Origin of the sequence: Anoxynatronum buryatiense (assembly GCF_900182905.1) — a bacterium.
In the GTDB taxonomy this organism is placed as follows: Bacteria; Bacillota; Clostridia; order Peptostreptococcales; family Tindalliaceae; genus Anoxynatronum; species Anoxynatronum buryatiense.
On sequence record NZ_FXUF01000005.1, the window covers coordinates 55,833 to 78,704 of the forward strand.

20 protein-coding genes and 1 other annotated feature are annotated in these 22,872 nt (G+C 49.6%); of the genes, 3 read left to right on the forward strand and 17 right to left on the reverse strand.

Annotation, left to right across the window (positions count from 1 at the left end; genetic code table 11):
- Positions 1 to 27 precede the first annotated feature (27 nt).
- The 16 genes from QOL74_RS08250 to QOL74_RS08325 all read right to left on the reverse strand — a co-directional run bounded on the left by QOL74_RS08250 (position 28) and on the right by QOL74_RS08325 (position 18,106).
- The gene (locus QOL74_RS08250; RefSeq protein ID WP_283408986.1) at positions 28 to 423 is read right to left on the reverse strand and encodes a VOC family protein; all 396 of its coding nucleotides are present in this window, start codon (positions 421 to 423) and stop codon (positions 28 to 30) included.
- 72 nt (positions 424 to 495) lie between these two features.
- Complete coding sequence (locus QOL74_RS08255) at positions 496 to 1,335, reverse strand: branched-chain amino acid ABC transporter permease (RefSeq protein ID WP_283408987.1); 840 nt, start codon at positions 1,333 to 1,335, stop codon at positions 496 to 498.
- Positions 1,332 to 2,354: a branched-chain amino acid ABC transporter permease gene (locus tag QOL74_RS08260; RefSeq protein WP_283408988.1), complete on the reverse strand. Its 1,023-nt coding sequence runs from the start codon at positions 2,352 to 2,354 to the stop codon at positions 1,332 to 1,334. Before QOL74_RS08260 ends, QOL74_RS08255 begins: the two co-directional genes overlap by 4 nt.
- 34 nt (positions 2,355 to 2,388) lie before the next feature.
- A complete protein-coding gene (locus QOL74_RS08265) occupies positions 2,389 to 3,078 on the reverse strand; it encodes an ABC transporter ATP-binding protein (protein WP_283408989.1) in 690 nt (229 codons plus the stop codon).
- Positions 3,072 to 3,836, reverse strand: a complete 765-nt coding sequence (locus QOL74_RS08270) for an ABC transporter ATP-binding protein (protein WP_283408990.1) — start codon at positions 3,834 to 3,836, stop codon at positions 3,072 to 3,074. Before QOL74_RS08270 ends, QOL74_RS08265 begins: the two co-directional genes overlap by 7 nt.
- A gap of 74 nt (positions 3,837 to 3,910) precedes the next feature.
- The gene (locus QOL74_RS08275; protein WP_283408991.1) at positions 3,911 to 5,233 is read right to left on the reverse strand and encodes an ABC transporter substrate-binding protein; all 1,323 of its coding nucleotides are present in this window, start codon (positions 5,231 to 5,233) and stop codon (positions 3,911 to 3,913) included.
- A gap of 57 nt (positions 5,234 to 5,290) precedes the next feature.
- On the reverse strand, positions 5,291 to 5,800 hold the full coding sequence (locus QOL74_RS08280; RefSeq protein WP_283408992.1) for a PPC domain-containing DNA-binding protein: 510 nt from the start codon (positions 5,798 to 5,800) through the stop codon (positions 5,291 to 5,293).
- Between the two features lie 13 nt (positions 5,801 to 5,813).
- Positions 5,814 to 6,134, reverse strand: a complete 321-nt coding sequence (locus tag QOL74_RS08285) for a hypothetical protein (RefSeq protein ID WP_283408993.1) — start codon at positions 6,132 to 6,134, stop codon at positions 5,814 to 5,816.
- The gene (locus QOL74_RS08290; protein ID WP_283408994.1) at positions 6,131 to 7,981 is read right to left on the reverse strand and encodes an aldehyde ferredoxin oxidoreductase family protein; all 1,851 of its coding nucleotides are present in this window, start codon (positions 7,979 to 7,981) and stop codon (positions 6,131 to 6,133) included. Before QOL74_RS08290 ends, QOL74_RS08285 begins: the two co-directional genes overlap by 4 nt.
- A gap of 30 nt (positions 7,982 to 8,011) precedes the next feature.
- Positions 8,012 to 8,638 (reverse strand): hypothetical protein, encoded by a 627-nt coding sequence (locus tag QOL74_RS08295; RefSeq protein ID WP_283408995.1) that lies wholly within the window; start codon positions 8,636 to 8,638, stop codon positions 8,012 to 8,014.
- Positions 8,635 to 9,366, reverse strand: coding sequence for a 4Fe-4S dicluster-binding protein (locus tag QOL74_RS08300; RefSeq protein ID WP_283408996.1), 732 nt, complete (start codon positions 9,364 to 9,366; stop codon positions 8,635 to 8,637). The genes QOL74_RS08295 and QOL74_RS08300 overlap by 4 nt, the downstream gene beginning before the upstream one ends.
- 145 nt (positions 9,367 to 9,511) lie before the next feature.
- Positions 9,512 to 10,774: a hypothetical protein gene (locus QOL74_RS08305; RefSeq protein WP_283408997.1), complete on the reverse strand. Its 1,263-nt coding sequence runs from the start codon at positions 10,772 to 10,774 to the stop codon at positions 9,512 to 9,514.
- A 22-nt stretch (positions 10,775 to 10,796) separates the two neighbouring features.
- Positions 10,797 to 11,654 (reverse strand): HesA/MoeB/ThiF family protein, encoded by an 858-nt coding sequence (locus QOL74_RS08310; RefSeq protein ID WP_283408998.1) that lies wholly within the window; start codon positions 11,652 to 11,654, stop codon positions 10,797 to 10,799.
- A gap of 478 nt (positions 11,655 to 12,132) precedes the next feature.
- Positions 12,133 to 13,221 (reverse strand): tartrate dehydrogenase, encoded by a 1,089-nt coding sequence (locus tag QOL74_RS08315; protein ID WP_283408999.1) that lies wholly within the window; start codon positions 13,219 to 13,221, stop codon positions 12,133 to 12,135.
- A gap of 18 nt (positions 13,222 to 13,239) precedes the next feature.
- A complete protein-coding gene (gene serA, locus QOL74_RS08320) occupies positions 13,240 to 14,823 on the reverse strand; it encodes a phosphoglycerate dehydrogenase (RefSeq protein WP_283409000.1) in 1,584 nt (527 codons plus the stop codon).
- Between the two features lie 227 nt (positions 14,824 to 15,050).
- Positions 15,051 to 15,278, reverse strand: a binding site (T-box leader).
- A 302-nt stretch (positions 15,279 to 15,580) separates the two neighbouring features.
- Positions 15,581 to 18,106 carry a stalk domain-containing protein gene (locus tag QOL74_RS08325; RefSeq protein ID WP_283409001.1) on the reverse strand — a complete coding sequence of 842 codons (2,526 nt, stop codon included), beginning with the start codon at positions 18,104 to 18,106 and terminating at the stop codon, positions 15,581 to 15,583.
- Positions 18,107 to 18,833: 727 nt separating this feature from the next.
- Between QOL74_RS08325 and QOL74_RS08330 the strand changes: the two genes are divergently transcribed.
- The 3 genes from QOL74_RS08330 to QOL74_RS08340 all read left to right on the forward strand — a co-directional run bounded on the left by QOL74_RS08330 (position 18,834) and on the right by QOL74_RS08340 (position 21,508).
- Entirely contained in the window at positions 18,834 to 19,688 is an 855-nt protein-coding gene (locus tag QOL74_RS08330; protein ID WP_283409002.1) for an AraC family transcriptional regulator, read from the forward strand.
- A 99-nt stretch (positions 19,689 to 19,787) separates the two neighbouring features.
- Complete coding sequence (locus tag QOL74_RS08335; protein ID WP_283409003.1) at positions 19,788 to 20,210, forward strand: DUF2000 domain-containing protein; 423 nt, start codon at positions 19,788 to 19,790, stop codon at positions 20,208 to 20,210.
- A gap of 146 nt (positions 20,211 to 20,356) precedes the next feature.
- Positions 20,357 to 21,508: a class-III pyridoxal-phosphate-dependent aminotransferase gene (locus QOL74_RS08340; RefSeq protein ID WP_283409004.1), complete on the forward strand. Its 1,152-nt coding sequence runs from the start codon at positions 20,357 to 20,359 to the stop codon at positions 21,506 to 21,508.
- A 251-nt stretch (positions 21,509 to 21,759) separates the two neighbouring features.
- Here QOL74_RS08340 and QOL74_RS08345 read toward each other — a convergent pair whose 3' ends face one another.
- The gene (locus tag QOL74_RS08345) at positions 21,760 to 22,536 is read right to left on the reverse strand and encodes a restriction endonuclease subunit S domain-containing protein (RefSeq protein WP_283409005.1); all 777 of its coding nucleotides are present in this window, start codon (positions 22,534 to 22,536) and stop codon (positions 21,760 to 21,762) included.
- Positions 22,537 to 22,872: the final 336 nt, after the last annotated feature.

Consider the following 22,872-nt stretch of genomic DNA (forward strand, 5'->3'; position numbering starts at 1 on the left):
AGCCGGATGATACCTGGCAGTGATTGTTTATTCTGACAATTCAAACTGGATTCCACTCCGGTTGTTTTCCGCTGCAAAGGCAATTCGTTTGCCTCGCAGTCCGGTGGCGGGAGTCTGGGATAAGAATGTGATCTTCCTCTCTTTCATCACCTCCATGTCAGTATCCAATTGTGAAGAAGTAAATCCAATGTGGTGCAATCCCGGACCGTACTGAGCGACATAACGAGCCAGCATTCCTTCCGAATTGCTTTCTTCCAATATTTCGAAGGTTACACCGCCAATGGTCATGACGGCTACTTTGATGCGGCGCTCCGGGTGGTTTGCGATTTCGGGAACGGGAACTCCAAAGCTTTCTGCCAGTTGTGTCACAAAGTCATCAATGTTGTCAACCGCCACGCCAATGTGGCTTAATCCGGTCAGCATACAACCGCTTCCTTTCTGTTGGATTCATCTTTATGCCTGTTGAAGTTATTTCATTGAATCTGAGCAGCTTTGTCAATGGCTGGAATCTTCAATGGGTCGAAACAGCAGGACCAGGGCCATGGCCACAAAAACCATCACTTCTGCCGCCTGGGAATAGATTCTTCCGGTAATGGAGATCAGGAGCCCCAGGGCAAAGGCGGCAATGAAGGTGCCTTTCATATTGCCCATGCCGCCAACGATGACCACGGCAAAGGCCATCAGCAGGATATAAAAACCCATATAGGGATGGGCCGCACTGATGGGAGCATAGAGAATGCCTCCCAAAGCCGCCAGCCCACTGCCAATCATAAAGATGATGGAAAAATACTTTTCCACCCTCAGTCCCAGACAGCGCACACCTTCCTGGTCGTCCAGTGCAGCCGTGACCACTTTCCCCACCATACTCTTCTTAAAGAACAGGGTCAGTCCCAGAAAAACCAGTACTGCCGCCGCTACAATCAATGTCCGGTAAATGGGCAGGGAAGCGCCCAAAAAGCTGAAGGATCCGCGAATGGGCGCGCTGAGGGGATAAGGAACGGCTCCATACACGATTTTAATGGCATCGGTTCCGATGAGCAGGACGGCGTAAGTGGCAATGATGGCGTAGTCAATGGACTGGCCGTAGAGACGTCTGACTACCAGCCGTTCGATGAGGTAACTGACGGGAATCACCAGGGCCACTGACAGGATCACGGCCGGCAGAAAGCTGCCCAGGCGCGGCAAGAGACTGATATAAAAGTAAACTCCCAGGGCATACACCAACCCATGGGCGAAATTGATGACCTTCATGGTGCCGAAGGTAAGGGACAAGCCGATGGAGATCAAATAGAGAATGGCCCCGATGGTGAGTCCGAATAAAATGGTATCCATCATTTTGTGCCACCTCCCATGCGCTCTTTCAACAGTTTCCCGAACAGTGTTTTAACAGATCCGACAATGCCTGTTCGAAAGCGGAATGTCATGATTAACAGGGCGATTCCCAGGACCAGCTCCCAGGTGGAGACATAGATGGCGATATATTCACTGAGGAATTTAAAAACCAGTCCACCGATAATGGCCCCATACAGATTCCCTGCACCACCTATCAAAATGGCAAAAATGGGATTGACATTGTAAAAGGGGTTGATAAACCCGGGACTGATGAAGCCATAGTTGATGGTGGTCAGGGTACCGGCAAAGCCGGCGATGGCTCCCGAAATGACGAAGGTGATTATTTTGTAGCGGTAAGTGTTGTATCCCAGAAATTTCACCCGGTTTTCATTTTCATGAATGGACCTGATCATAATCCCAAAGGATGACTGGGTCAGGCGCTTCAAAAAATAAAACACCGCCAGCAACGATCCCAGTACCACGTAGAACAGGATGCGTTCATTGCCAAGGTGAATGGATCCCAGCGGATCAGGAAACACCGCCATGCCGTCATCGCCACGGGTGATGGCGGACAGTCCAGACACCACCATGAAAAATCCGATCTGGTTAAAGCCCATGTTGATGAGGGCAAAGGCCGCTCCATGGGTTTTCATCACCAATGCTCCCAGGAAAATGGCCAGCAGTGCGGCAAACAGAATACCGGCAAGAATTCCAAGGATGGGGTTGCCGGAAACCCGGTTCATGAAGATGGCAGATGCGTAGGTACCGGAACCAAAATAGAGCATGTGTCCAAAAGATAGGTGCCCCATGTATCCGTACAGCAAATCGAAGGACAGGACAAAAATGATAAAGACCATAAAATCAGTGATCCGGTACATGCGAAAGAACCGGGCGGCAATGATCATGATGATGCTGATAACCGCCAGCTCAACCAAGGTTCGCGCGTATCCTTTGTCCAGTGACAAACGAGCAAATGTCGCATTCTCTTTTGAGGTGATCAGGACTTCATTTTCGTTGACCATCGGTTAACCTCTCCCTCCGTCCCGTTTTGCAGGGCTATAGGTATTGACCCATGGCTGCAAAATTGGATATTTCGGCCGGGTCAGTGATTTCATTAACAATGTATCCTTCCTTCATGACATAGACACGGTCAGCCAGACGGCTTACCACGGCCAGGTTCTGTTCCACAATCAGTCCGGATACGGTTCCTTTCAGTTCCCGAAGCATTTCCAGAATGTCATCGATGACGATGGAGGCGAGTCCCTCTGTCGGTTCATCAATGAGTACCACTTCAGGACTGCCGGCCAAGGCCCGGGCAATAAGCAGGATTTCCCGCTGTCCGCCGCTGAGGCCTCCGGCTTTTCGCTGCATCATTTTTTCAAACATGGGGTACAAATTGACTGCCTGCTCCAATACTGTGTCAATGGCTTTTCCTGAGGCATAGGCCGCCATTTCCAGGTTTTCCCGGACGGTCAGGGACTGAAACACCCGCTTGTCCTGAGCCACATACTGAATTCCCTTTTGAGCAATGGCTTCAGCACCCAATCCCTGGATGGGCTGTTCCTGGTAATGAATCGTGCCCTGACCAGGTGACAGCAGGCCGCAAATCGTTTTGAGCAATGTGGTTTTTCCCGCTCCGTTCCGACCAACCACAAAGACCATCTCACCTTTTCGCACTTCCATCGATACCTGGTGAAGCACCTGGGCATGCCCATAAGAAACGTCCACTTTGTCAATGGCTAGCATCGGACATCCCCCTTTCCCCAGTAGCATTCCAGCACAACGGGATCGTCAATCACTTTACGGGGATCTCCCTCCATGATCATTGATCCCTCCTTCATCACATATAAGTGTTCCACCAGTTCAATGATTTTGGAGATTTTGTGTTCAATAATCACAATGGGCAAATGCTGCTTCAGCTCATGAAGCAACTGGAGGACAAATTCAATTTCGATGTCACTGAGACCCGCAAATGGTTCGTCCAGCAGTAAGGCTTTTGGATTCATCGACAGGGCGATGCCAATTTCCAGCAGCCGTTTATCCCCGTAGGAAAGCTCGGCTGTCTTCTCGTTCACTTTATCAGATAAACCCACTTTTTCCAGTGATTCCATACATTGCTGCCGAATTTGACTGTCACCGGCATACTTAAAATAGAACCAGGGCACTTTCTGATCCTGATGATGCACCTTTGCAGTGGAGAGCACCATGTTCTCCCAGACCGACAGGGTTGAGAATACTGACACCAACTGAAAAGTGCGGCTGATTCCCAGAGACACCCGGTGCTGCGGAGAGGTATTGGTGATATTCTGTCCCATGAAGTCAATGCTGCCGTAGGTGGGCGGAAAGAATCCTGTCAGCAGATTAAACAGCGTTGTTTTACCGGATCCGTTGGGTCCGATCACACCATTTACCCGGTCAGCTTCCATAACTATGTCAACCTTGTTCACCGCAGTAAACTGACCGAATTTTTTTGTCATTCCCTGCGTCTTGAATAATGCTGCCATTGCGCAACCCTCTCTTCTATCACTTTGTAAAGGTGGATTCGACAGGGATCACCTGCCGAATCCGTTCTTTTCGTTTAGTAACCGAGTTCAGACAATGGCGGCAGAAATTCATCACCTTCGTAAGCATCCACCACTGTGGCGAAGTCCCACATCATGTCGTCCCGCTCGTCTGCACCCTTGCCAACCACTACATATGGCCAGTAACGATATTCCGGACGACCGTCCACCCGCCATTTGGCCGGTCCGTTCATGCTGTTGAAATCCGGGTTAGCCATCAGCGCCGCATAAACAGCATTTGATTCGATTGAATTGGCTAGTTCAATCCCCCGTGCCATTTCCATCACACCCATGTAAGCAGCCATGGCATAGGGATCCGGCGGATCATTGTCCACCTGCAGCCACGCTTCGGTAAATACGTTGGAAGCAGTGACAACTTCTGCATCTCTAAAGCCTTCCATGTTATGGTACCAGAGCATTTGGGTGGTCACGCCATCCAGGGCTTCCGGTGGCAGGCCGGTGGCAAAGACGTTGACCAGCCAGTTGAACCAGATGTCCATGTCCTGATTGAGTCCCAGTTCTTCTGTCTGTTTAAGAATGTTGATGGCATCGTTACCCCACTGGCCCATCATCAGCAGATCCGGTTGTTCGTTTCGGGCATTGATAAGGTAGGGGGTCATGTCTGCAGCGCCCACGGTTGAATACATGGTGACGACTTCAATTTCAGGATAATTGGCAAATACGGCCATGGCTCCTTTTTCCTGATCGTGTCCATATGCGTAGTCCGGAAGAAGCAGCACCACTTTGGCCGGCTTGATTTCATTCGCCACATAGGCGGCTGCGGACCTGCCGGAAGAAACGGTGCTTCCCACAATACACAGGGAGGTGGACGCCTTGGTGTCCTTATGGAAAAATTCTTCCGGAACACCGTTGGTGGCCATGAAAAAAATCGGATTCTGTCTCACTTGTTCGCTGAGGGCACTGGAGATGTGAGCAAAGGTGCCACCCACCAACAGGTCAACCTGTTCATCCTGAGTCAGTTCGCGAAAACGCCTCACGGATACGTCGACGGCTGTTTCATCATCCCTGACGACTGCTTCCAGCATGATCCGCTTATCTGCAGTCACAATGCCGCCGTTGCGGTTGATTTCATCAATGGCCAACTGGGCACCGGTGGCCTGAGCATTTCCCAGCGCAGACCCTCCGCCTGACATACTGTAGATGATACCCACTTTTGCCGTCACATCTTCAAGTTCTGTCGATCCTTCTTCCACAGGATTTGCTTCTGCAGGTGCCGGCTCAGGTGCCGGTGCCGGAGCTGGCTGTGAACAGGCTGTCAGGGAGATCACCATCATTACCGCCAGTACGAGAACCCACCACTTAACCGTCATTTTTTTCATTCCTCTTCCTCCATTCTCATCATGCTTATTGGCCGGTGAAACAGACTCAGCACCCGTCTAAATATCGTCCCGCATTTCACAAAGACCAGTGATACAGCTTTGCTTCTTCTTAACTCTGCTGTTTTTCACGTTGGCCAGAAACAGTTCTGTTGTGGTGAAAACCGTGGCTTTCACCAGGTGGCCCCCGCTGATCTCGCCTTCTTTGGTGGCTAAGGTCACATGCAGGTGAAGGACAGGATCGCCTTCTTTCATATTGCCGAACTCACCCACCAGCGGCACCACATTGCCCTCCAGGGTCAAGAGCTCAAAAGGACCTTGCTGGTCCACAAAATTCAGTTTGTCTTTCAGGACGGGAATTTCAATGGCTTCCTTGGGTGAAACAAAAGACACATCCACCAGGCTGCCTATGCCGGAGACAATCACCGCACGCTCAATCCCCCACTCCTTACAGACTTCTGAGACAGCCGTAAACAAATCATCCCCAGGCTGAAACCGCATAAAATACACTTCTGATAAATCCACCTGTTCCACAAATCGCGGATCCTGTTCCAATGCTTTTGCTTCCATTCAAAACGCCTCCTTATCCTCCAAAGGGTACCGGTAAAATCATCAACTCATCATCGCACTGTATAGAACGCTCACTCATTTCCTCCACGGGCAAAAACCGTCCGTTCAGGATCACCATGTATTCGGCCAAAAATCGGTTTTCAGAGGGATCATACACTTTTTCCCGAATGATTTCGTGTTCCACCGCCAGCTTTTCCAGCAATCCGACAGGCGTGATTGCTTCCGGTACCAGGCCCCGCCATAAAAATTTCTTTTCTGCCGTGGGATGGTGATATCCCTGTTCAACAGGCCCTTCCGGAATCATCATTTCAACTTTCACCGCCACCTCTCTCATTTTGCTTCCACTACCTTATTCAAACCGAAGGCTTTTAGCGTTTCTGGCAGCGGCCTTCCGGTATCGGGATCCCAGCCCATGGTTTCGTAGTAGGTTTTTTGCATCACATCCCATTTTTCCATGATGTTTTTGCCTTCTGCCGGTCCGTCCACCGGCGTGGACCCGTATCGAACAGAGGGTTTTTCATCTTCCGCTTTCAGGCCATGTTCCACATTAAACTGGCGCAGCAGGTGAACAATCCGCTTGCCTGTTCGGAAGGCATCTTCCAGTTCCCAGTTCCATCCGGTGACCGCATTCAGGGATTTCAACAGTTCTTTAGGCTGGGGAGAAATGATGCGGCAGGTTCCCAGACAGTCATCAATCTGACGAATACCATTGTATTTGGCCGTGAATGCTGCCACGCCCTCATGATCAAAAGGATCTTCCACACCTTCCATCTCCACAAACTGGGGCTGCACCCCGCCAAAGGTGGACTCGATGGTGCCTGTGTTGCTGATGCACGTATCGAAGAGTTCAAACCAGCGGGTAACGCCCCTGTGGTCATGGCCGCGGGGAGCTGCTCCCTTGCCGCCGTAGATGGCCCACTGGGCTGCCTCGCCGCCCACTTTTCGGGAAGCCCGCATGGTGCCTTCTGCCAAAAGGTTGGCAAAACTGCCTTCCCGCCGTGCAATCCGGTTCAACAGGGTTTTGACGGCTTCCACATTTCCCCAAGTCAGGTCCAACCCATTGGTATCTTCTATGGTAAAAACGCCTTTCTCATAGCACTCCATGGCCCATCCTATCACCCATGAGGCTTCATTACAGTCCATTCCCACCTTGTCCACTTCCGACCCCAGCATCACCACCGACCCCAGTTCGGTGTTGCCAATCTGTGGACCCCAGGCAGCCATCTGCTCGTATTCGGGTTCTTCGCCGACGAACCCCTGGTAGGGGCCTTCAGTGACGGTACACTCCTTTACATGGGCAACCGGACACATGTAACAGGGCGTGGATTTCAGCTTGTAGTGTGTCCGCAGGTACTTGCCGCCCATCTCTTCATGCTCCGGATAAATGCTGGTGGTGTAGTTGCGAACAGGGAGTGCCCCGATGGTGTGCATATTGGAGAAGTTTCCTCCGGTGCCCCATTCATAAACGCCTGCAAAGGTTTTCCCAAATTCAAACATTTCCTTGTTCACTTGCTTCAAAGCTTCGGGATCTTTTACCGGTACTTTCTGGCTGCCTTTGTAAACGACGACTGCTTTCAGCTTTTTCGAACCCATTACCGCCCCCATGCCATTGTGTGCCACCACATGCCCACGGTCTCCCACAATGGCTGCAAAACGCACCAGGTTTTCGCCGGCGGGCCCAATGCCGTAGACGCTGACTTCCTTTTCACCGGCGCTCAGCTTTTCCCGTATGGCATCTTCCAGCTCCACGGTGTCCATGCCCACCAGATCGGCGGCATCTTCCAACCGGGCTTCACCGTTCTGAACCACCAGGTACACCCATTTTTCTGAAGCCCCCTGAACAATGATTCCATCAATCCCGGCCAGTTTCATGTATGCACCCATAAACCCGTTGGCCTGAGAAGCACCCGCCAGCTCGGTCACTGCTCCCTTGGTTGTGATGTTAAAGGTTCCTGCGCCTACTGCCCCGCTGCCTGCCAAGGGGCCCGTTGTCATAATCAGCCGGTTTTCCGGGTCGCTCCAGCCCACCGATGGCTTCACCTCATCATACAGGTACTTGGCACCGAATCCCACACCGCCAAGCCATGTTTTCGCCATTTCTTCCGTCACCAACTCTTTCGACAAGATGCCGGTGGTCAAATCACAGCGCAGAATCTGTTCTGCATAACCATACAAACTCATTGCATCTCCTCCTTTGCTCCATTTCCTTCATTACTGGTCGTCCACCATTCGCCTGAGAATTTTTTCCGCCCGGTCCGGATTAAAAATGCCGCACTGGCATTGCTTCGCCAGGTCAATGGCATATTCCCGATAATCTCCCCGGCCTTTTTTCAGGTCAAGAACCATCTGTTTTACCAAATTGGCGGAAATAAGGCCATGACCGCACATGGTAGTAATTTCCAAAACCGACGCTTCCGGCAGCCGGCCGGTATTGCCCAGAATGCCTCCGGAGAAGTTCACTGTGTGCATGTTCAGGCCGGCTTTTTCACAGGCTTTTTTCACTTCCTCCACCACACCGCTGACCACCACCGACATGGCATAGTCAGCTTCTTTCAGTTCGCGAAGAAAACCTGCCACCTTTTCCTGTTCGTCAAAAACAAAGTGAATGTAGGAGTTATCTTTCATATTTTTCAGCATTTCTTCGTTGGAACTGCGGAAAATGGGTCCGGAAAACACTTCTCCATAGTTCACCGGTTCATATTTGACGATAATGTTGAAGATTTCCCGGAGCTTATCGGCTGACTGAACGTTGTTGAATCCCTGCGCTGCCATGGACAGTACCACAAAATCACGGTTCAGATCTGATGGTTCTCCTTTTCGGTGCAATGAGTGGGTCATTTCGCCACCATCCTTCCCAAACCAACATTCACTTTTCCGTTGGGTGCTACCCGCAGGCCGGCTTTTTCAACTTCCTGCATCACGGGGATGGAGCCATCTGCCGACACTTTGCCCACAATGTCCAGACTGAAGACAGTTTCTGTTGCCTGGGCTGCTTCACGGATAATATCAAAAACTTCTTCTGCCTGTTCCAGGGGAGCGATGAATTCCACAATGGCGGAAAGTACTTTTTCGTTGGCAGCATCTGTCTTTAACTGGCCGGTGTTTTCATCGGTGATCAGTTCGGTCAAAGGATTGCAGGGTTCCAGTTTGATGCCGGATTCCAGCAAACGTCGGATCACCGGCTCAGTTTCTTTCAACCGAAGTCCAATGCCCGGCCGGCCAAACTCCAGGCCAATACCAATCGTTCCTTCAGGAAACCGGTTGGTGATATCGGTGGTTTTCATTTCTTCCGTTCCCCTTCCTGGAACATTAGTTCCTTTGTGGGGGTTAAAGGGGTCGCTGAAGGCACTTCGCAAGATACGGGGCCAGTCCAGGGCTTCCTGAACAAAAGCATCCGTCGGACATACCCGCGCCCGGTAGCAGACAGCGCATTCCACACACTCATCCCTGTTAATAAACGCATAGGCTTTCTGGTCTTTGCTGCGCCCGCTGTATTCAATGGCCGCTACCGGGCAATAGTTCAGGCATTTCTGGCAGCCGATGCACTTTTCTTGATCAATATACATGCTTATTCACCATCCTTCGTTTACCATCCATTATTGTAGAAAAAGCATCCTGGGACTGCCAGATAACCGCTCCATGAATCTTGTGCACAAAACAACCACCTGGCAATCCTGGAGTGCTTTAGAGATGAAGTCTGACAGAAAACCGCTAGATGCGATGTAGCTTTCGGGCCGGAATGAAGGAGAGTCCTTTTTCCGTCAAAGCTGCTGCGGTTCGATTGACGGCCTGATGCTTGTCCAGATAATTCTGCTCCAGGCTGGCCATATCGCCGGCTTCCAGAATTTCCGATTTGTCCCGGAAGTAGTGGAGAATGCTGGAAGGGCTTTCCCGTTCGGCTTCCACATCCGGGTCTCCGCCTTCATGCTTGGCAGCAATGTTAGGTACGCTGGCGGCTATTTCCAGCAGTTCATCCCTTCGGTTGTAGGGCTGCCGCACAATACTCTGGTAGGTTTCAGTAATGTGGTGTTCAATGCGCACATTGTTTTCTAGATCCAATCGATTGCGAATGAGCGAACTGATTTCAATGGTTTCATTATCCACGGAGTTGCTCAGGTTAAAGCCCACCAGGGGGGTGGTGCCGTCATCCCGCGAAAACATTTTGGCCATCATCAGTGTCCAGAGTACCGAGAAGGGATTGTCGTTACCCATGAACACAGATATCTTGAATTCAATGTCAATTCCCATCTTGTGAAGCATATAGGCGATGAACACAGTGCCGGGATTGATGTTTAGTACCTGACTGACACCATACTGGGTATAGTAATAGAGGTATTCGTCAATCCATTTCAATGGATGTTTGTTGGGTTGTCCAATACCGCCGAAATAGCCGGTGATGGTCTCCGGTCCTCCCAAATGAACGTTGGAGCCGTCTGTTCCTTTGGTATCCAGTGTCTCCACATAGCTGGCCCCGATGATTTCCATGGCGGCAGCGATGGCGATGGTGTCTCCGTTGTCTCCTTCTGCTTCTTTCATTTTACGCACCCGAATATAACGGCCGGGCATCATTTCTTTTTTTTCAATGGCTTGTTTGGCTTCGGTGATCAGCCAAGGAAAGTACTGCAGCGCACTGATTTCAAGGGTAACTGCCTTGCCTTCCTCAAAATAGGTGCGGGCTGCCAAATCCCCCATGATATTCTGACGGTATTCGCCTACGGTGATAAACGCGCCCTGATCCCGCTGTTCCATCAACCATTCCAGATCCTTCACATAGGGTGAATTCATCCGCTTCAACCGATCCATCATCACCGGCAGCTGCCGGGCCTGGCGGGCTTTGGCATTGATCTGCTCGGGTGTTCCGTATTTGCCAACCACCCGTGTAATTTCCTGGATCAGCGGGTTTCCCGGATCCTTTAAAAATGCATTAATCTCTTCCACTCGTTTCAGGTCAATTTCCAATCGATCTTTCAACACGCATCTTCACGCTCCTTTTTTGTTATACTTCTATGGTCTGCACCGTCCCCTGATATGCGTCCATAATCAGCATCCGGTTGCGGATCAACGTCCCTTTTCCCGTGATCACTTTAATGGCCTCCTGTACCTGCCAGGCAGCGACCATGGCGGGGCTGGCGGAGGGTGTTCCCATCACTTTTTCAGCGCCCTTCCCATCCTGTGAAACACGCATCAACCCGGCAACCCGCTGGTCTTCGGGGAAAACTGTCATCACTTGCCCCCGAAAACCGGCAACGGCACCATGAATCCAGGGAATGTTCAGTTCCACGGCCGCCTGCATCAAGTGATTTCGCGAATCTGACGAATCAAGGCAATCCATCAGCAGTTGGCAGTCTTTAAAGCAGTTGATAAAATCTTCTGCTGTGCATTTCATTGCCACCGCAACGGCTTCGACGGCTGGATTGATTTCCCGGATCCTTCCAACGGCAGCGTCTGCCTTGGAGGTACCCAGCAAATCATACCGGGAAAGCGTTTGCCGGTTAAGATTACTTTCTTCAAAGTCATCGCCATCCACACAAACGATGGATCCAAACCCCATTCGTGCCGCCAGTTCTGCCACATGTCCTCCCAATCCGCCTGCGCCCGCAATGCCAATACGGCTGCGGATAAGAGCTGTTTGCCCGGCAGTGCCAATGGCACGTATATTTCGCACGTATTTCTCAGGAATAATCCCTTGCGCCAGGCAGCGAATTTCGAGAATATGAACACTCACATCAAACTGCTTCTGAATTTCCAGCAGCGTTGTCCATACAATTGACTTGTACCGCTGATTCTGAGATGTTTCTATGACCCGACTGCCTCTCCTGATCGATTCGTCTATTTCTTTCCATTGACCGTCCACTCCCTAGCACCTCACTTTGCAGGTCAGAAACGCCTTGATTCTCCAGCATGATGTTTCCTTTATGATTATGATCAACATTGTGATTTTTTAATGGTTTCCACATTAATAATGCAAAGAGTGTGCCATCTCTGAAAAGTGTGTATTTTCAGCATTTAGTGCCCGTCTTGGAACATCTGATTAAAACTTGTTTCATTATTTGTTTCATAATTCGTTTCATTTGTTTCATATGTTTCATTTGTTTCAACCATTACGCTTGCTGCCGCCTCTTAATGACGCAACTTCTGCCCGTTACTTGCTGTTACTTACTGTTACTTGCTGTTACTTACTGTTAGTAGTCTTTAATTGCGGCATAAAAAAACTGAACCCCATCATTGATGGAGCTCAGCAGTCTGGTTATCTTATCATCTGTCAATTTTACCGGGAATATTTCAGTACAGCAGCTGTTTCTTTTTTTCCATGCTGTTTTCAGCACTCAAAATCAGGGGGCCAGCGCTTCCAGTTTGGCAATCACCGCGTCTCCCACGTCACTGGTGGTGGCGGTGCCACCCAGATCAGGCGTGAGGGCCTGCTCTTCCTGAAGCACCGCTTCCATGGCTTCGAGAATGGCGGCTCCCCAATCTTCCCGGCCGAAGAAGTCCATCATCTGACTGGCGGACCAGATGGCCGCCAGGGGGTTGGATTTCTGCTGCCCGGCGATGTCGGGAGCTGACCCGTGGATGGGCTCGAACATGGAGGGGTACTTTCTCTCCGGGTTCAGATTGGCACCTGCGGCCAGGCCCATACCGCCAGCGATGGCGGCTCCCAGGTCGGTGAGGATATCACCAAAGAGGTTGGAGGTGACCACCACTTCAAAGCGTCCCGGATCACGCACCATGAACATGGCGGCAGCGTCTACCAGGTAGGAATAGGTGACCACCTCGGGGTACTCCCGGGCCACTTCCTGAAACACCTGGTCCCAGAACACCATGGAATAGTTCAGGGCATTGGCTTTACTGATACTGGTCAGGCTTCGTCCTTCTTTTCGGGCCACTTCGAAGGCGTGACGGATGATGCGCTCCGTTCCCTTCCGGGAAAAGACGCCGGTTTGCAGCACCACTTCTTCCGGCTGACCCTTAAAAAGCCAGTCGCCGGCACCAGCATACTCTCCTTCGGAGTTTTCCCGAATTACCGTCATATTCACGGCTTCCCGCTCCACACCCTTTAGAGGGCAGGGGGCGCCCTTTAACAGCTTCACCGGCCGCAGGTTGACGTATTGGTCAAAGCCTTTTCGAATCTTTAAGAGCAGGTCCCACAGGGAGATATGATCTGGAACACCCGGGTAACCCACGGCTCCCAGGAAGATGGCGTCAAAGGCTTTCAGCTGTTCCAGCCCGTCGTCGGCCATCATTTTTCCTTCCCGCAGGTAATATTCGCAGCCCCAGGGGAATGCTTCGAAGGTAAAGGCCACGCTGCTGTCCAGTGCCTGGATTTTTTCCAGCACCTTCACACCTTCAGCTACCACTTCAGGACCCACCCCGTCGCCTCCGATAACGGCTATTTTAAATGGTTGTGTCGTTGGTTCTGTCATTAGTCTGCTCCTTTCCGCCTATGCCATCTTGACGAACTGCACCTTCAGAATACCGTCCACCGTGGTGATCTTGTTCAGGTCTGCTTCTGTGGGCTCTGTGTCGATGGCCATGAACATCATGGCTTTCTCTCCCTGTACGTTGCGACTTACCTGCATGGTGGCAATGTTGATATTGTTCTGCCCCAGCATGGTACCAATTTTGCCGATCATTCCCGGTTGGTCGATGTTTTCAGCAATGAGCATGTAATCGGTGGGAATGACATCAAAGACAAACCCATTAACTTCGGCAATGCGCAGTTCGTTTTTACCGAAAACAGTGCCGCCGATGGTGAAGGTTTTTTCTTTCGAGTGGACCTTCAGCTGAATGAAGTTCAGGTAGTGTTCGTTGTCGGCAATTTTGCTTTCCACTACTTCGATGCCCCGGTTTTTCGCCAGCAGACCTGCGTTCACATAGTTCACCTTTTCCTGAATCACCGGCTCCATGAGTCCTTTCAAGACTGCCAGGGTGATCATTTCCGTTTCCATTTTGGCGGTTTCACCGCTGTAGATGATTTCAAGCTGTTCCACCGGCTCTTTGTTCAGCTGGTAGTAGCATTTGCCCATGATTTCACCCAGTTTCAGGCTCTGCTTCACCTGCTCCAGCTCCTGGCGCTGCATGGTGGGCATGTTCACGGCGTTGGGTACCACTTCGCCCCGCAGGGCACTGAGTACCTCGTGGGCAATGCTGACACCCACATTGTCCTGCGCTTCCACGGTATCAGCCCCAATGTGAGGGGTCTGAATGATGTGTTCCAGATCAAAAAGGGGCGAGGTGGTGGCGGGTTCATCCTGCAGCACATCCACGCCGCCGGCAACCACAATACCCTCTGTCACTGCCCAAGCAATGGCTTCTTCGTCGATGATGCCTCCCCGGGCGCAGTTGACAATGTGTAGGCCCTTTTTCGCCAGGGAAAACTGCTCTTTACCGATCATTCCCAGGGTTTCCTTGGTTTTAGGCGTGTGGACGGTGAGGAAGTCGGCTTCCTGCATCAGTTCTGCCAGGGTTTCTTTTTTCTCTACACCAAATTTTTCAAATCGGCTGTCGGCAATGTAAGGGTCGTAGGCAATCACCTTCATATCAAAGGCTTGCAGCCGAGTGGCCACCAAAGCACCAATACGTCCCAGGCCCACAATGCCCACGGTTTTTCGGTAGAGCTCGGTGCCGGTGAAGGGAGAACGGTCCCAGATGCGGTTCTTCATGGCCGTGTTGGCCTGGGGGCTTTTGCGGCTGGAAGCCAGCATCAGCCCGATGGTGTGCTCTGCAGCGGATACACTGTTGGCATCAGGGGTATTCACCACGATGACCCCGTGCTTGGTGGCGGCGGTCATGTCGATGTTGTCCACCCCGTTGCCGGCCCGGCCCACCACTTTCACATTGGCGGCATGGGCGAAGAATTCTTCGTCAATTTTCGTGGCACTGCGCACCACAATGGCATCATAGTCAGGGATGATTGCCAGCAGTTCTTCCCGGGGAATTTTTAACTTTAGGTCCACCTGAGCGCCGGATGCCTGCAACACCTCCATGCCTTTATCCGATATTTTTTCTGCCACAATGATTTTCATGTTTTTTCCTCCTTTTTTTGAAGACCCGGCAGATGACCCGACAGCGGCTTATAAGCCTTACTGCCTGTTCCCTGCCTTTCCCTGCTTTTACTGCACCGACAAGTGCTTCACATGGATGTGTGTTACTGTTTCGGCAGTAAATGATGGCCGAAACTGAAGAGGGGTGCTGCCTGTTGCTGCCGGTATGCGTCTTCAAAAAAAACGAAGCCTCCGCCCGGCAGACGTCTGCCAAGGGCGGAAGCTAGATCTCTTCCACGGTGCCACCTTGATTTGCCTGGGGAATGGGGTTCATTCACCTGCCAGGCCTCATTACTGACTGATAACGGTCTTCCACCGGACGGGTTGCAACACCCATCATCTCTGGAGCGGATTCAACAGTGTGGGGTACCGGCTCCCACCAACCGCCGGCTCTCTGAAACCTTGACCTGTTTACTGTTCTCCTTCATCGACTGCATGACTGTCATATACATGACTATCATAGTTCCTTGTTCACCCGGCCAATCACTTTAGTGTGGTGGTGTGCCAAGTGGATTTTCATCATCATACAGCGGACCTTATTTTTTGTCAACCGCTTTTCTGTATTTTTTTCTCACATTGCTCATTAACAGAACGTTAATTGTAACATTTCTCTTTATTATTCTGTTATTTGTGCCATTGAATGTCTTTTTTGCTTGCCGCAACCTTATCCACTCATCAAATCACGAACATTGTTTCATTGGCAAGTGGCCGATTGGGACGGATGACGGCTGATGACGGTTTACTGAATCAGGTTCATCAGCGCTTCTGCCTGTGTGATGGGCAGCAGATTGCCCGCTCGCTGCCACATGGCCAGATCATCCCGGTAAGCTTGTGCCAGCCGGGCTTCTGCGTCTGCTTTAAACCCTTCGAAGGCGGCTATTTCAGCTGTGAAATCCGTGTCGCCTGCGGCGGTTTTTTCCCGGATGCTTTCCAGGGTGCGGTAGTGGTTGTAGAATTTCAGCAACCGGCCTTCTGACCAGAACAGGTCATTGCCCAGAGTTTCTGAATCGATGGCAGCCCGGTAGGAATTGTACCAGGTTTCGTAGTCATAGAACTCGGCGTAGTACTTGCCGGGGAAGCTGAGCTCTTCCAGCACCGACGCGCCATCGCCTGCTTCCAGATACTCAATGGCCTGCTGGAAGGTGTTTGGCAGGTTCTGATAGAAATGCACCCGGTGGACCAGGCTTTCCTGAGACAGGTATTGGGATTCGGTGATCACGTAGCGGGCCACATTGCGCAGCGCCTGGTTCAGGGCGGGCAGGGCGGCTGCCGCTGCTTCCGGCAGTTCTTCCATTTCCATGAGGCGGGCAGTGAGCGCCAACGTCATATCCAGCAGATCGTTGGCCTGGTCCTGATAGGCAGCGGCTGCTTCAGCCAGTTCTGTCCCCAGCCCCTGGGCGGTGAGGGCTTCCTGGTTCAGACTTTCCAGATAGCGGTGGGGGGTATGGGCCAGGTCATAGGGCATCACCGGGGTTTGGTCGTAGCGCATCATCAGGGTGGTGAAGGCGCGCAGGTTGGCAACATATTTGTCAAAGTCCACCCGGTCGGCCTGATCCAGCTGGGAATGGTAGAAATTGTAGGTGATGTTGTAGTCGGTGTGGGTGCGCATGGTGGGGATGCCGTGGTAAGAGTAAGACCACTCGTCAGACCAGGTGCCCACGGTGTTGCGAATTTCAACTCCCGGCTCTTCGAATCCGGTGGTATCAAGGCCCTGTGTCATATTCATCAGGTGGAAATAAAGGGTATCGGAGGAACGCATGGGCAGCTGAGGAGTCCCTTCATAGCCCAGAAGTTCCAGGGTGATGGTGGCCACGGTGCTGCCGGCCCATTCGCCCTTCATTTCTCCCAGTAAGGCCCAGGAACCAATGAGCCAGTCGTAGACGGTGTCCATGACACCAAATTCTTCTGCTTCATGGGCTACAAAAACCATGGTGCGATGGGGCTCGTAACCGGCATCCACCATTGCCTTGGCGATGGTCATCATCAGACCCACCGGCAGAGAGTCATCCATGAAACCCTGGAAATAGGCGTCGGTATGACCGTTGATGATGACGAATTCATTGGGATAAACGGTTCCCGGGATCATGCCCACCACGTTATAGCCGGTGGCATTCTCATCGATTTCCACCAATGAGAACAGGTTGACCGTGAGGGGTTCGTCCGCCAGCATTTCCGCCAGCATCTCGCCGTATTTTTTAGGGGTGTTCCAGACGGGAATGTCAATATCGGCACCGCTCCAGTCAGCCACGTAGAAGGCTTCGCCGGATTCATCCTGCCCGTAGCCGTCTTCGCAGAAGTAGAGTGCCCCAATGGCTCCCTGGCGGCGCACCTGATGCCCCACTTGGGCGATCCATGAAACATAGTCTTCATTCCAGGCCACCAGAGCAATTTTGCCGGTGAGATCAATGCCTTCAAGGTCTTCCCGGGTGGCATTGCCCACATAAACCAGCTCTGCGGTGATGCCTTCGGCATCAGTGCCGGCAGGGCCGGGGGCGGGTACCACAGGAATGTCCACATCAGGCATTTCCAGAATGGTCATGCCGGCATCCAGGGGATTCCAGCCATACATTTCAAAGGGATGAAGGGCTGCTTCAACACCCATTTCCAGAAAAGCGTCATAAGCCAGCATGGAGGCTTCACGTCCGGCATCGGTGGCGCCCATGCGGAAACCCCAGTCGTTGACATAGCTGCCGATTTCTCCCAGTGCCAGGGCAAAATCCCAGCCGTACTGAGGATCAAGGGCTGCCAGCACTTCAGCCTCCCCTGCCACCGGTTGGGTATACAGTTCTTCAGCCAGCGCCATTTGAGGCGCAGCTGTTACATGAACACTTTTGGTTTCGGCATCCCAGACAGCTTCGGCTCCCAGGGCTCGGGTAATAAAGCTGAGGGGCACCAGGGTGCGGCCTGCCATGATCACAGCAGGCGTATCGAGGGCCACTGTCTCCCCATTCACTTCTGCCGTTGTTTCGTTAATGGTCAACACAACGGCCCCGTCGGCACCAAGGGTCACTTGTTGGTTAGCGGCGTTCCATTTGGCGGGCACTTTCATTTGTTCTGTCAGAAATGACAGAGGGACCAGGGTGCGGCCATTGACGATTTGTGCCGGCACCTCTAATGTGACGGAAGCCCCATTCACCATGACTTCTGATTCGTTCAGGGGCAGGTGGATCTCCATCTGGCGGTAGGCCAGTGCCGGTGAGGTGGTCATGAGGCACATAACCACCACCAGGAGAATGATCGACAGGCGATGTTGACGTAACTGCATAGATAGCAGCCTCCTTTTCAAAACTTTTCATGGGTGGACGGTGTGACGATTCTGCCTGGGGGCGGCACCCTCCTTTCGGTTCTCTCCGGATGCGCATGGGCCGGTGTTTTCTGCCGGCATCTTCTGAAAAACTGTAGCATCTTCTGGAAAGAGCTGTAGCATCTTCTGAAAGAACATTTACACGATTTGTTGACTTTTTTCCGGATAGACACGCGCGGCATTCTCATTTGTGAGACTATTCCGAAATTTCACTTTCTGTTTTATTATACCGCCTCCTGTCGGAAATATCCAGCCCATCCCACCAGTATTTTGACAGTGATGTTGATTTCCGCCTTTTGGTCTTGTTGCCATTGAGTTGACAAATTTTCCTGTGATTCATGGAGCAGTTACAATTTTCCCTGGCATTCATTTTCTTTAGGATTTATTGATTTGCTTCATTTCCTTAATCGGTGAAACAATATCACCAACACCACAGTCAATCCATTAAAACGACAAGTTTTCTTTGGTGTTCACCATTTCACCCAACCGGTGAACTCCGGTATAATAGAGATATCCCAATATCTGAGAAGTGTGCGCCAGTTCGGTTTCAGATGTTTAACCGGTGGGAATCCGGTCCGTTAGAATTTAGATAATGCTTATTAGCTCTTAAAAATGAAGATATTGTGCAAGCTTTTCTCTCTTATGCATGGTAAATTGGAAAAAACTATTATTCAGGAGGGATGCCGCCGTGAAAAAGGAAGTACGTACGATATGCTATGACGAAGAACTTCATATAGAAGCGTATCATTTTGAAGGAATTATGAAACCTTTCCCTAACCATTTCCATGAATATTATGTGATAGGATTTATTGAGGGCGGGCAAAGAATTTTGTCCTGCAGAAACAGTGAGTATGTCATTCAGAGGGGAAATATCGTCTTGTTTAATCCGGGAGATAATCACGCTTGTGTACAAAATGATGAGGGGACCTTTGATTATCGTGGGTTTAATATATCTCAAAATGTTATGCTGGATTTGGCAAGAGAATTGACGGGAAAGTGTGAACTGCCGGGATTTTCACAGCACGTAATCTTTGATGAAGAATTGACCTGCTACCTGCAGCCACTTCACCAATTAATTATGCGCGGCTCCAATGAGTTTGAGAAAGAAGAACATCTGCTGTTGATGCTTTCTTTGTTATTCCAGAAGTATGGTCAGCCTTTTGAATGTTGTATTCCAGAGTGCAGGGAAGAAATTGAAAATGTATGCTCATTCCTGCAGGAAAACTACGCTGAGAAAATTTGCCTGGATGAACTGTGCAACCATGCACATTTGAGCAAATCTACTTTGCTGCGGGCATTTGTAAATTCAAAGGGCGTTACGCCTTACCTTTACTTGGAAGCCATCAGGATTAATGAGGCAAAAAAACTGTTGAAACAGGGGATGCCGCCTGTCGAGGCGGCTTTACAGACGGGTTTTTCTGACCAGAGCCACTTCACAAATTTCTTTAACCGGTTTATTGGACTTTCACCTGGCATCTACCGGGATATTTTCCTGAAAAAAGATATTAATGCAGTCGTCGGAGTCAGTCATGATGAAAAATAACATCAACGCCGGCCATATTTCACCTTGCAATTAAGTGCTAAATGATCAATGTTCCCGGGTTTCAGAGAGGGTTATGCTACGAAAAGGAGGAAAACAGAAATGGATTCACGAAATGAAAAGTGTGTTATGGTAATTGATGAAAATTTGCCGCTAGGCATTATTGTCAATACTGCAGCTATTCTTGGCATTACTATGGGAATGAGAGTACCGGAAGTGGTTGGTGATGACGTTATAGACGGGAGCGGTCAATTACATCCGGGGATTATTGAATTTCCGGTACCTATTCTTAAAGGGAACAGGGAGCTGATAAAAAGTATCCGAGAAAAATTGTATCAACCAGATTATGGGAATTTGACCGTTGTTGATTTTTCTGATTTGGCTCAGGGTTGCAAGACTTATGAGGAGTTTATCGAAAAAATGACGGGTGTCCAGGAAAACGAACTGCAGTACTTGGGGATTGCAATTTGTGGCATTGAAAAGAAGATAAATAAGCTGACAGGGAGTATACCCCTGCTTCGTTAAGACTCCTGTTGGAATTAATCAACAAGAGATTGTATCTGCAGGCGGATGAAGAATAATGAGTGATGCATGACCTTAACGTTTCTGTGCAATCAAGTGTAGCCTATCCAAAATGTAAAAGAAATAGAAATAAGGGAGGTTAAAAGAAAATGGAGCATATTTTAATAAGTACTGGTTTTGAACTGAAATATGAAAATTTTATTAGTGCAGAAAATTGTGCCCTTTTTGATTCTGATGGAAACAAATATCTGGATCTTGAATCTGGTGTTTGGTGTACTTCAATAGGCCATTGTCATCCGAAGATTACTCAAACTATCACTGAACAATCCGAGAAAATGATTCATACCGGCTATTGCTATCTCAATCCAGTCATTAATGCAGCGGCTGCAAGTATATTAAGAATTACTGGAATCAATTCTGGAAAATGCGTTTTTCTTTGTTCTGGAAGCGAGGCGGTAGAGTATTCAATAAAAATGACAAAAAGTTTTTCTAACAAGCCGTATTTTTTAACTCTGAAAAACAGCTATTTATCGGCCTATGGTATTTCAGGTGAACGGTCTGAATCAAATTGGATTGAATTTGACTGGTTGAACAATCAAGACATCAATACAATTGATTTTAAAAAAGTATCTGCATTTGTTTTTGAGCCTGGGAGTTCCTTGGGACTTGTGCATTTTCCACCTAAAGAATTGATTATAAAAATAAATCAAAAAGTCAAAGAAAATGGGGGAATTGTAATAGCAAATGAAGTTACTACTGGCATTGGAAGAACTGGTGAGTGGTTTGGATATAATCATTATGATTTTACCCCAGATATTATTGCAATAGGTAAAGGTTTAGGGAATGGATATCCTGTCAGTTGTGTTGTCATTTCCGAAAATGTGCTGAATAAATTAAACTTAAACGATTTTCATTATGCGCAATCTCATCAAAATGATCCTTTAGGAGCAGCAGTTGCAAATACTGTTATTGAAATTATCGAGAACGAAAACCTTCTACAAAGATCCAGAGAAATCGGAGAAGAACTTTATAAAGGATTAAGTCAAATAAATGACAGATATGGGATTATCAAAGAAATTCGAAGAAGAGGCATGATGTTTGCAATTGAATTTGAGAAAAACGAAAACTTTTCTTATGCCGATATAATAAATGCGGAGTTACATAAAAAGAATATAATCCTTGTGAAACGCCCTGGTGTTGAGGTTTTTCGGCTTGATCCAGCATTAACTATAAGCCATGAAGATATTGAATATTTCATAAAAAGCATAGAAGCGATTATTTCCGGTGTCGTGTGTCGTTGATAATTAGAGTAGTGACTGCTCTTCTCCGGCTGACCCAGCCAGCAGGATCAGGAAGCAAAGTTACATCGGCCGTTTAATGGATAATTGACCCGGTATTAGTGGAAAAATTTGGAGTTGTTGAGCTTATGAGGCTGTATCAGTTGTTTTCTTAGTACATGCCACGGGTTCAGGTCAATTTGTTAACCGAATATTTTTCATCAGGCAGCCAGTCTCATCTCCGATTAGGTCAACTTAGTCTGGCTTCATTTAGCTTAGTCCAGTTCAATAAGCAGTCTGTCTTTCGTTTGAGTGGATACCTTTGGTTTTGGAGCTATCTTTTCCATGGGGGCCATTGTCTGAACACGCTGCCACACATGCAAGAGCTGGGTAGCTTCTTCGGTGACATCCCCGAAAGCTTTGCCCTTGGTTTCATCAAATAACGCATTGATTTCTCTACAGGCCGTTTTCCACTCTCTTGCCGCCTGGGTGATCGCTTCTTCATGAGCCCGAAGGGCGTTTTGATACCGTGCTGCCATGGCCGCCATCACTTCTCTGGAATGCCATGGAATCAGCAGGCTTTCCAGTTGTTTTTTTCCAAGATTGATCCCTGAGGCACCTTCAGAAAGTGTGGTCAGCTGGTGCATTCCCTGGGGGCTGTTGAAAAAAATATTTACATATTCTGCCAGCACCTCATCCTGAAACCGCAGCCCTGTCAGGTTGGCAGAAAGAATCACCGCCGACGGTTGTTTCTGGTGTTGAGCAGGGCCGTTCTTTCTGGTGGTGTCATGCCACGGCATTTCACGATAGACCCCGGCCCGCAGCTGTGTGCCCCGGCTGGTGATCACCACATCTCCCGGCAGTACCTGATACCTGGTCATGTCTTCATCATTTTCCCGAATGCGGTCCTGTTCATCCTCCCCACGAAGCCGCACCCAGCCTGGGGTGACATGGGCCACACTCAGCACTGCAATGTTTCCCCCGGGGCTCAGTTCTTCCTTTCGAATCAGACGCCCCCGGTAAATGGTTGCCAGTTCTCCCAGCTTTTTCATCTGCTTTACCTCCTCATGGTGTTATTAATGGGACTTAGATAATTCTGTCGGATCACTTGCATGAGATCCTCTGTCTATTTTTATGAACACTCACTCATGCCATTCAATCATTTTAACTTTCCCCTGAGATAAAAGGTGATGTTGTTTAACCATGATCCGAAGCATTACCGAGAAAATGACACATTGCCTGGACTTGACTCTGACTCTGACCATTTTACACTTTGGCGTGATTTCATTGTATTTTTGGTAATGATCATTAAAGCAAAGCCCTTAAATAATATTATCATATTATTTAAGGGCTTTGCAGTACATTTATGATTTTTTTGTATTTTTCTG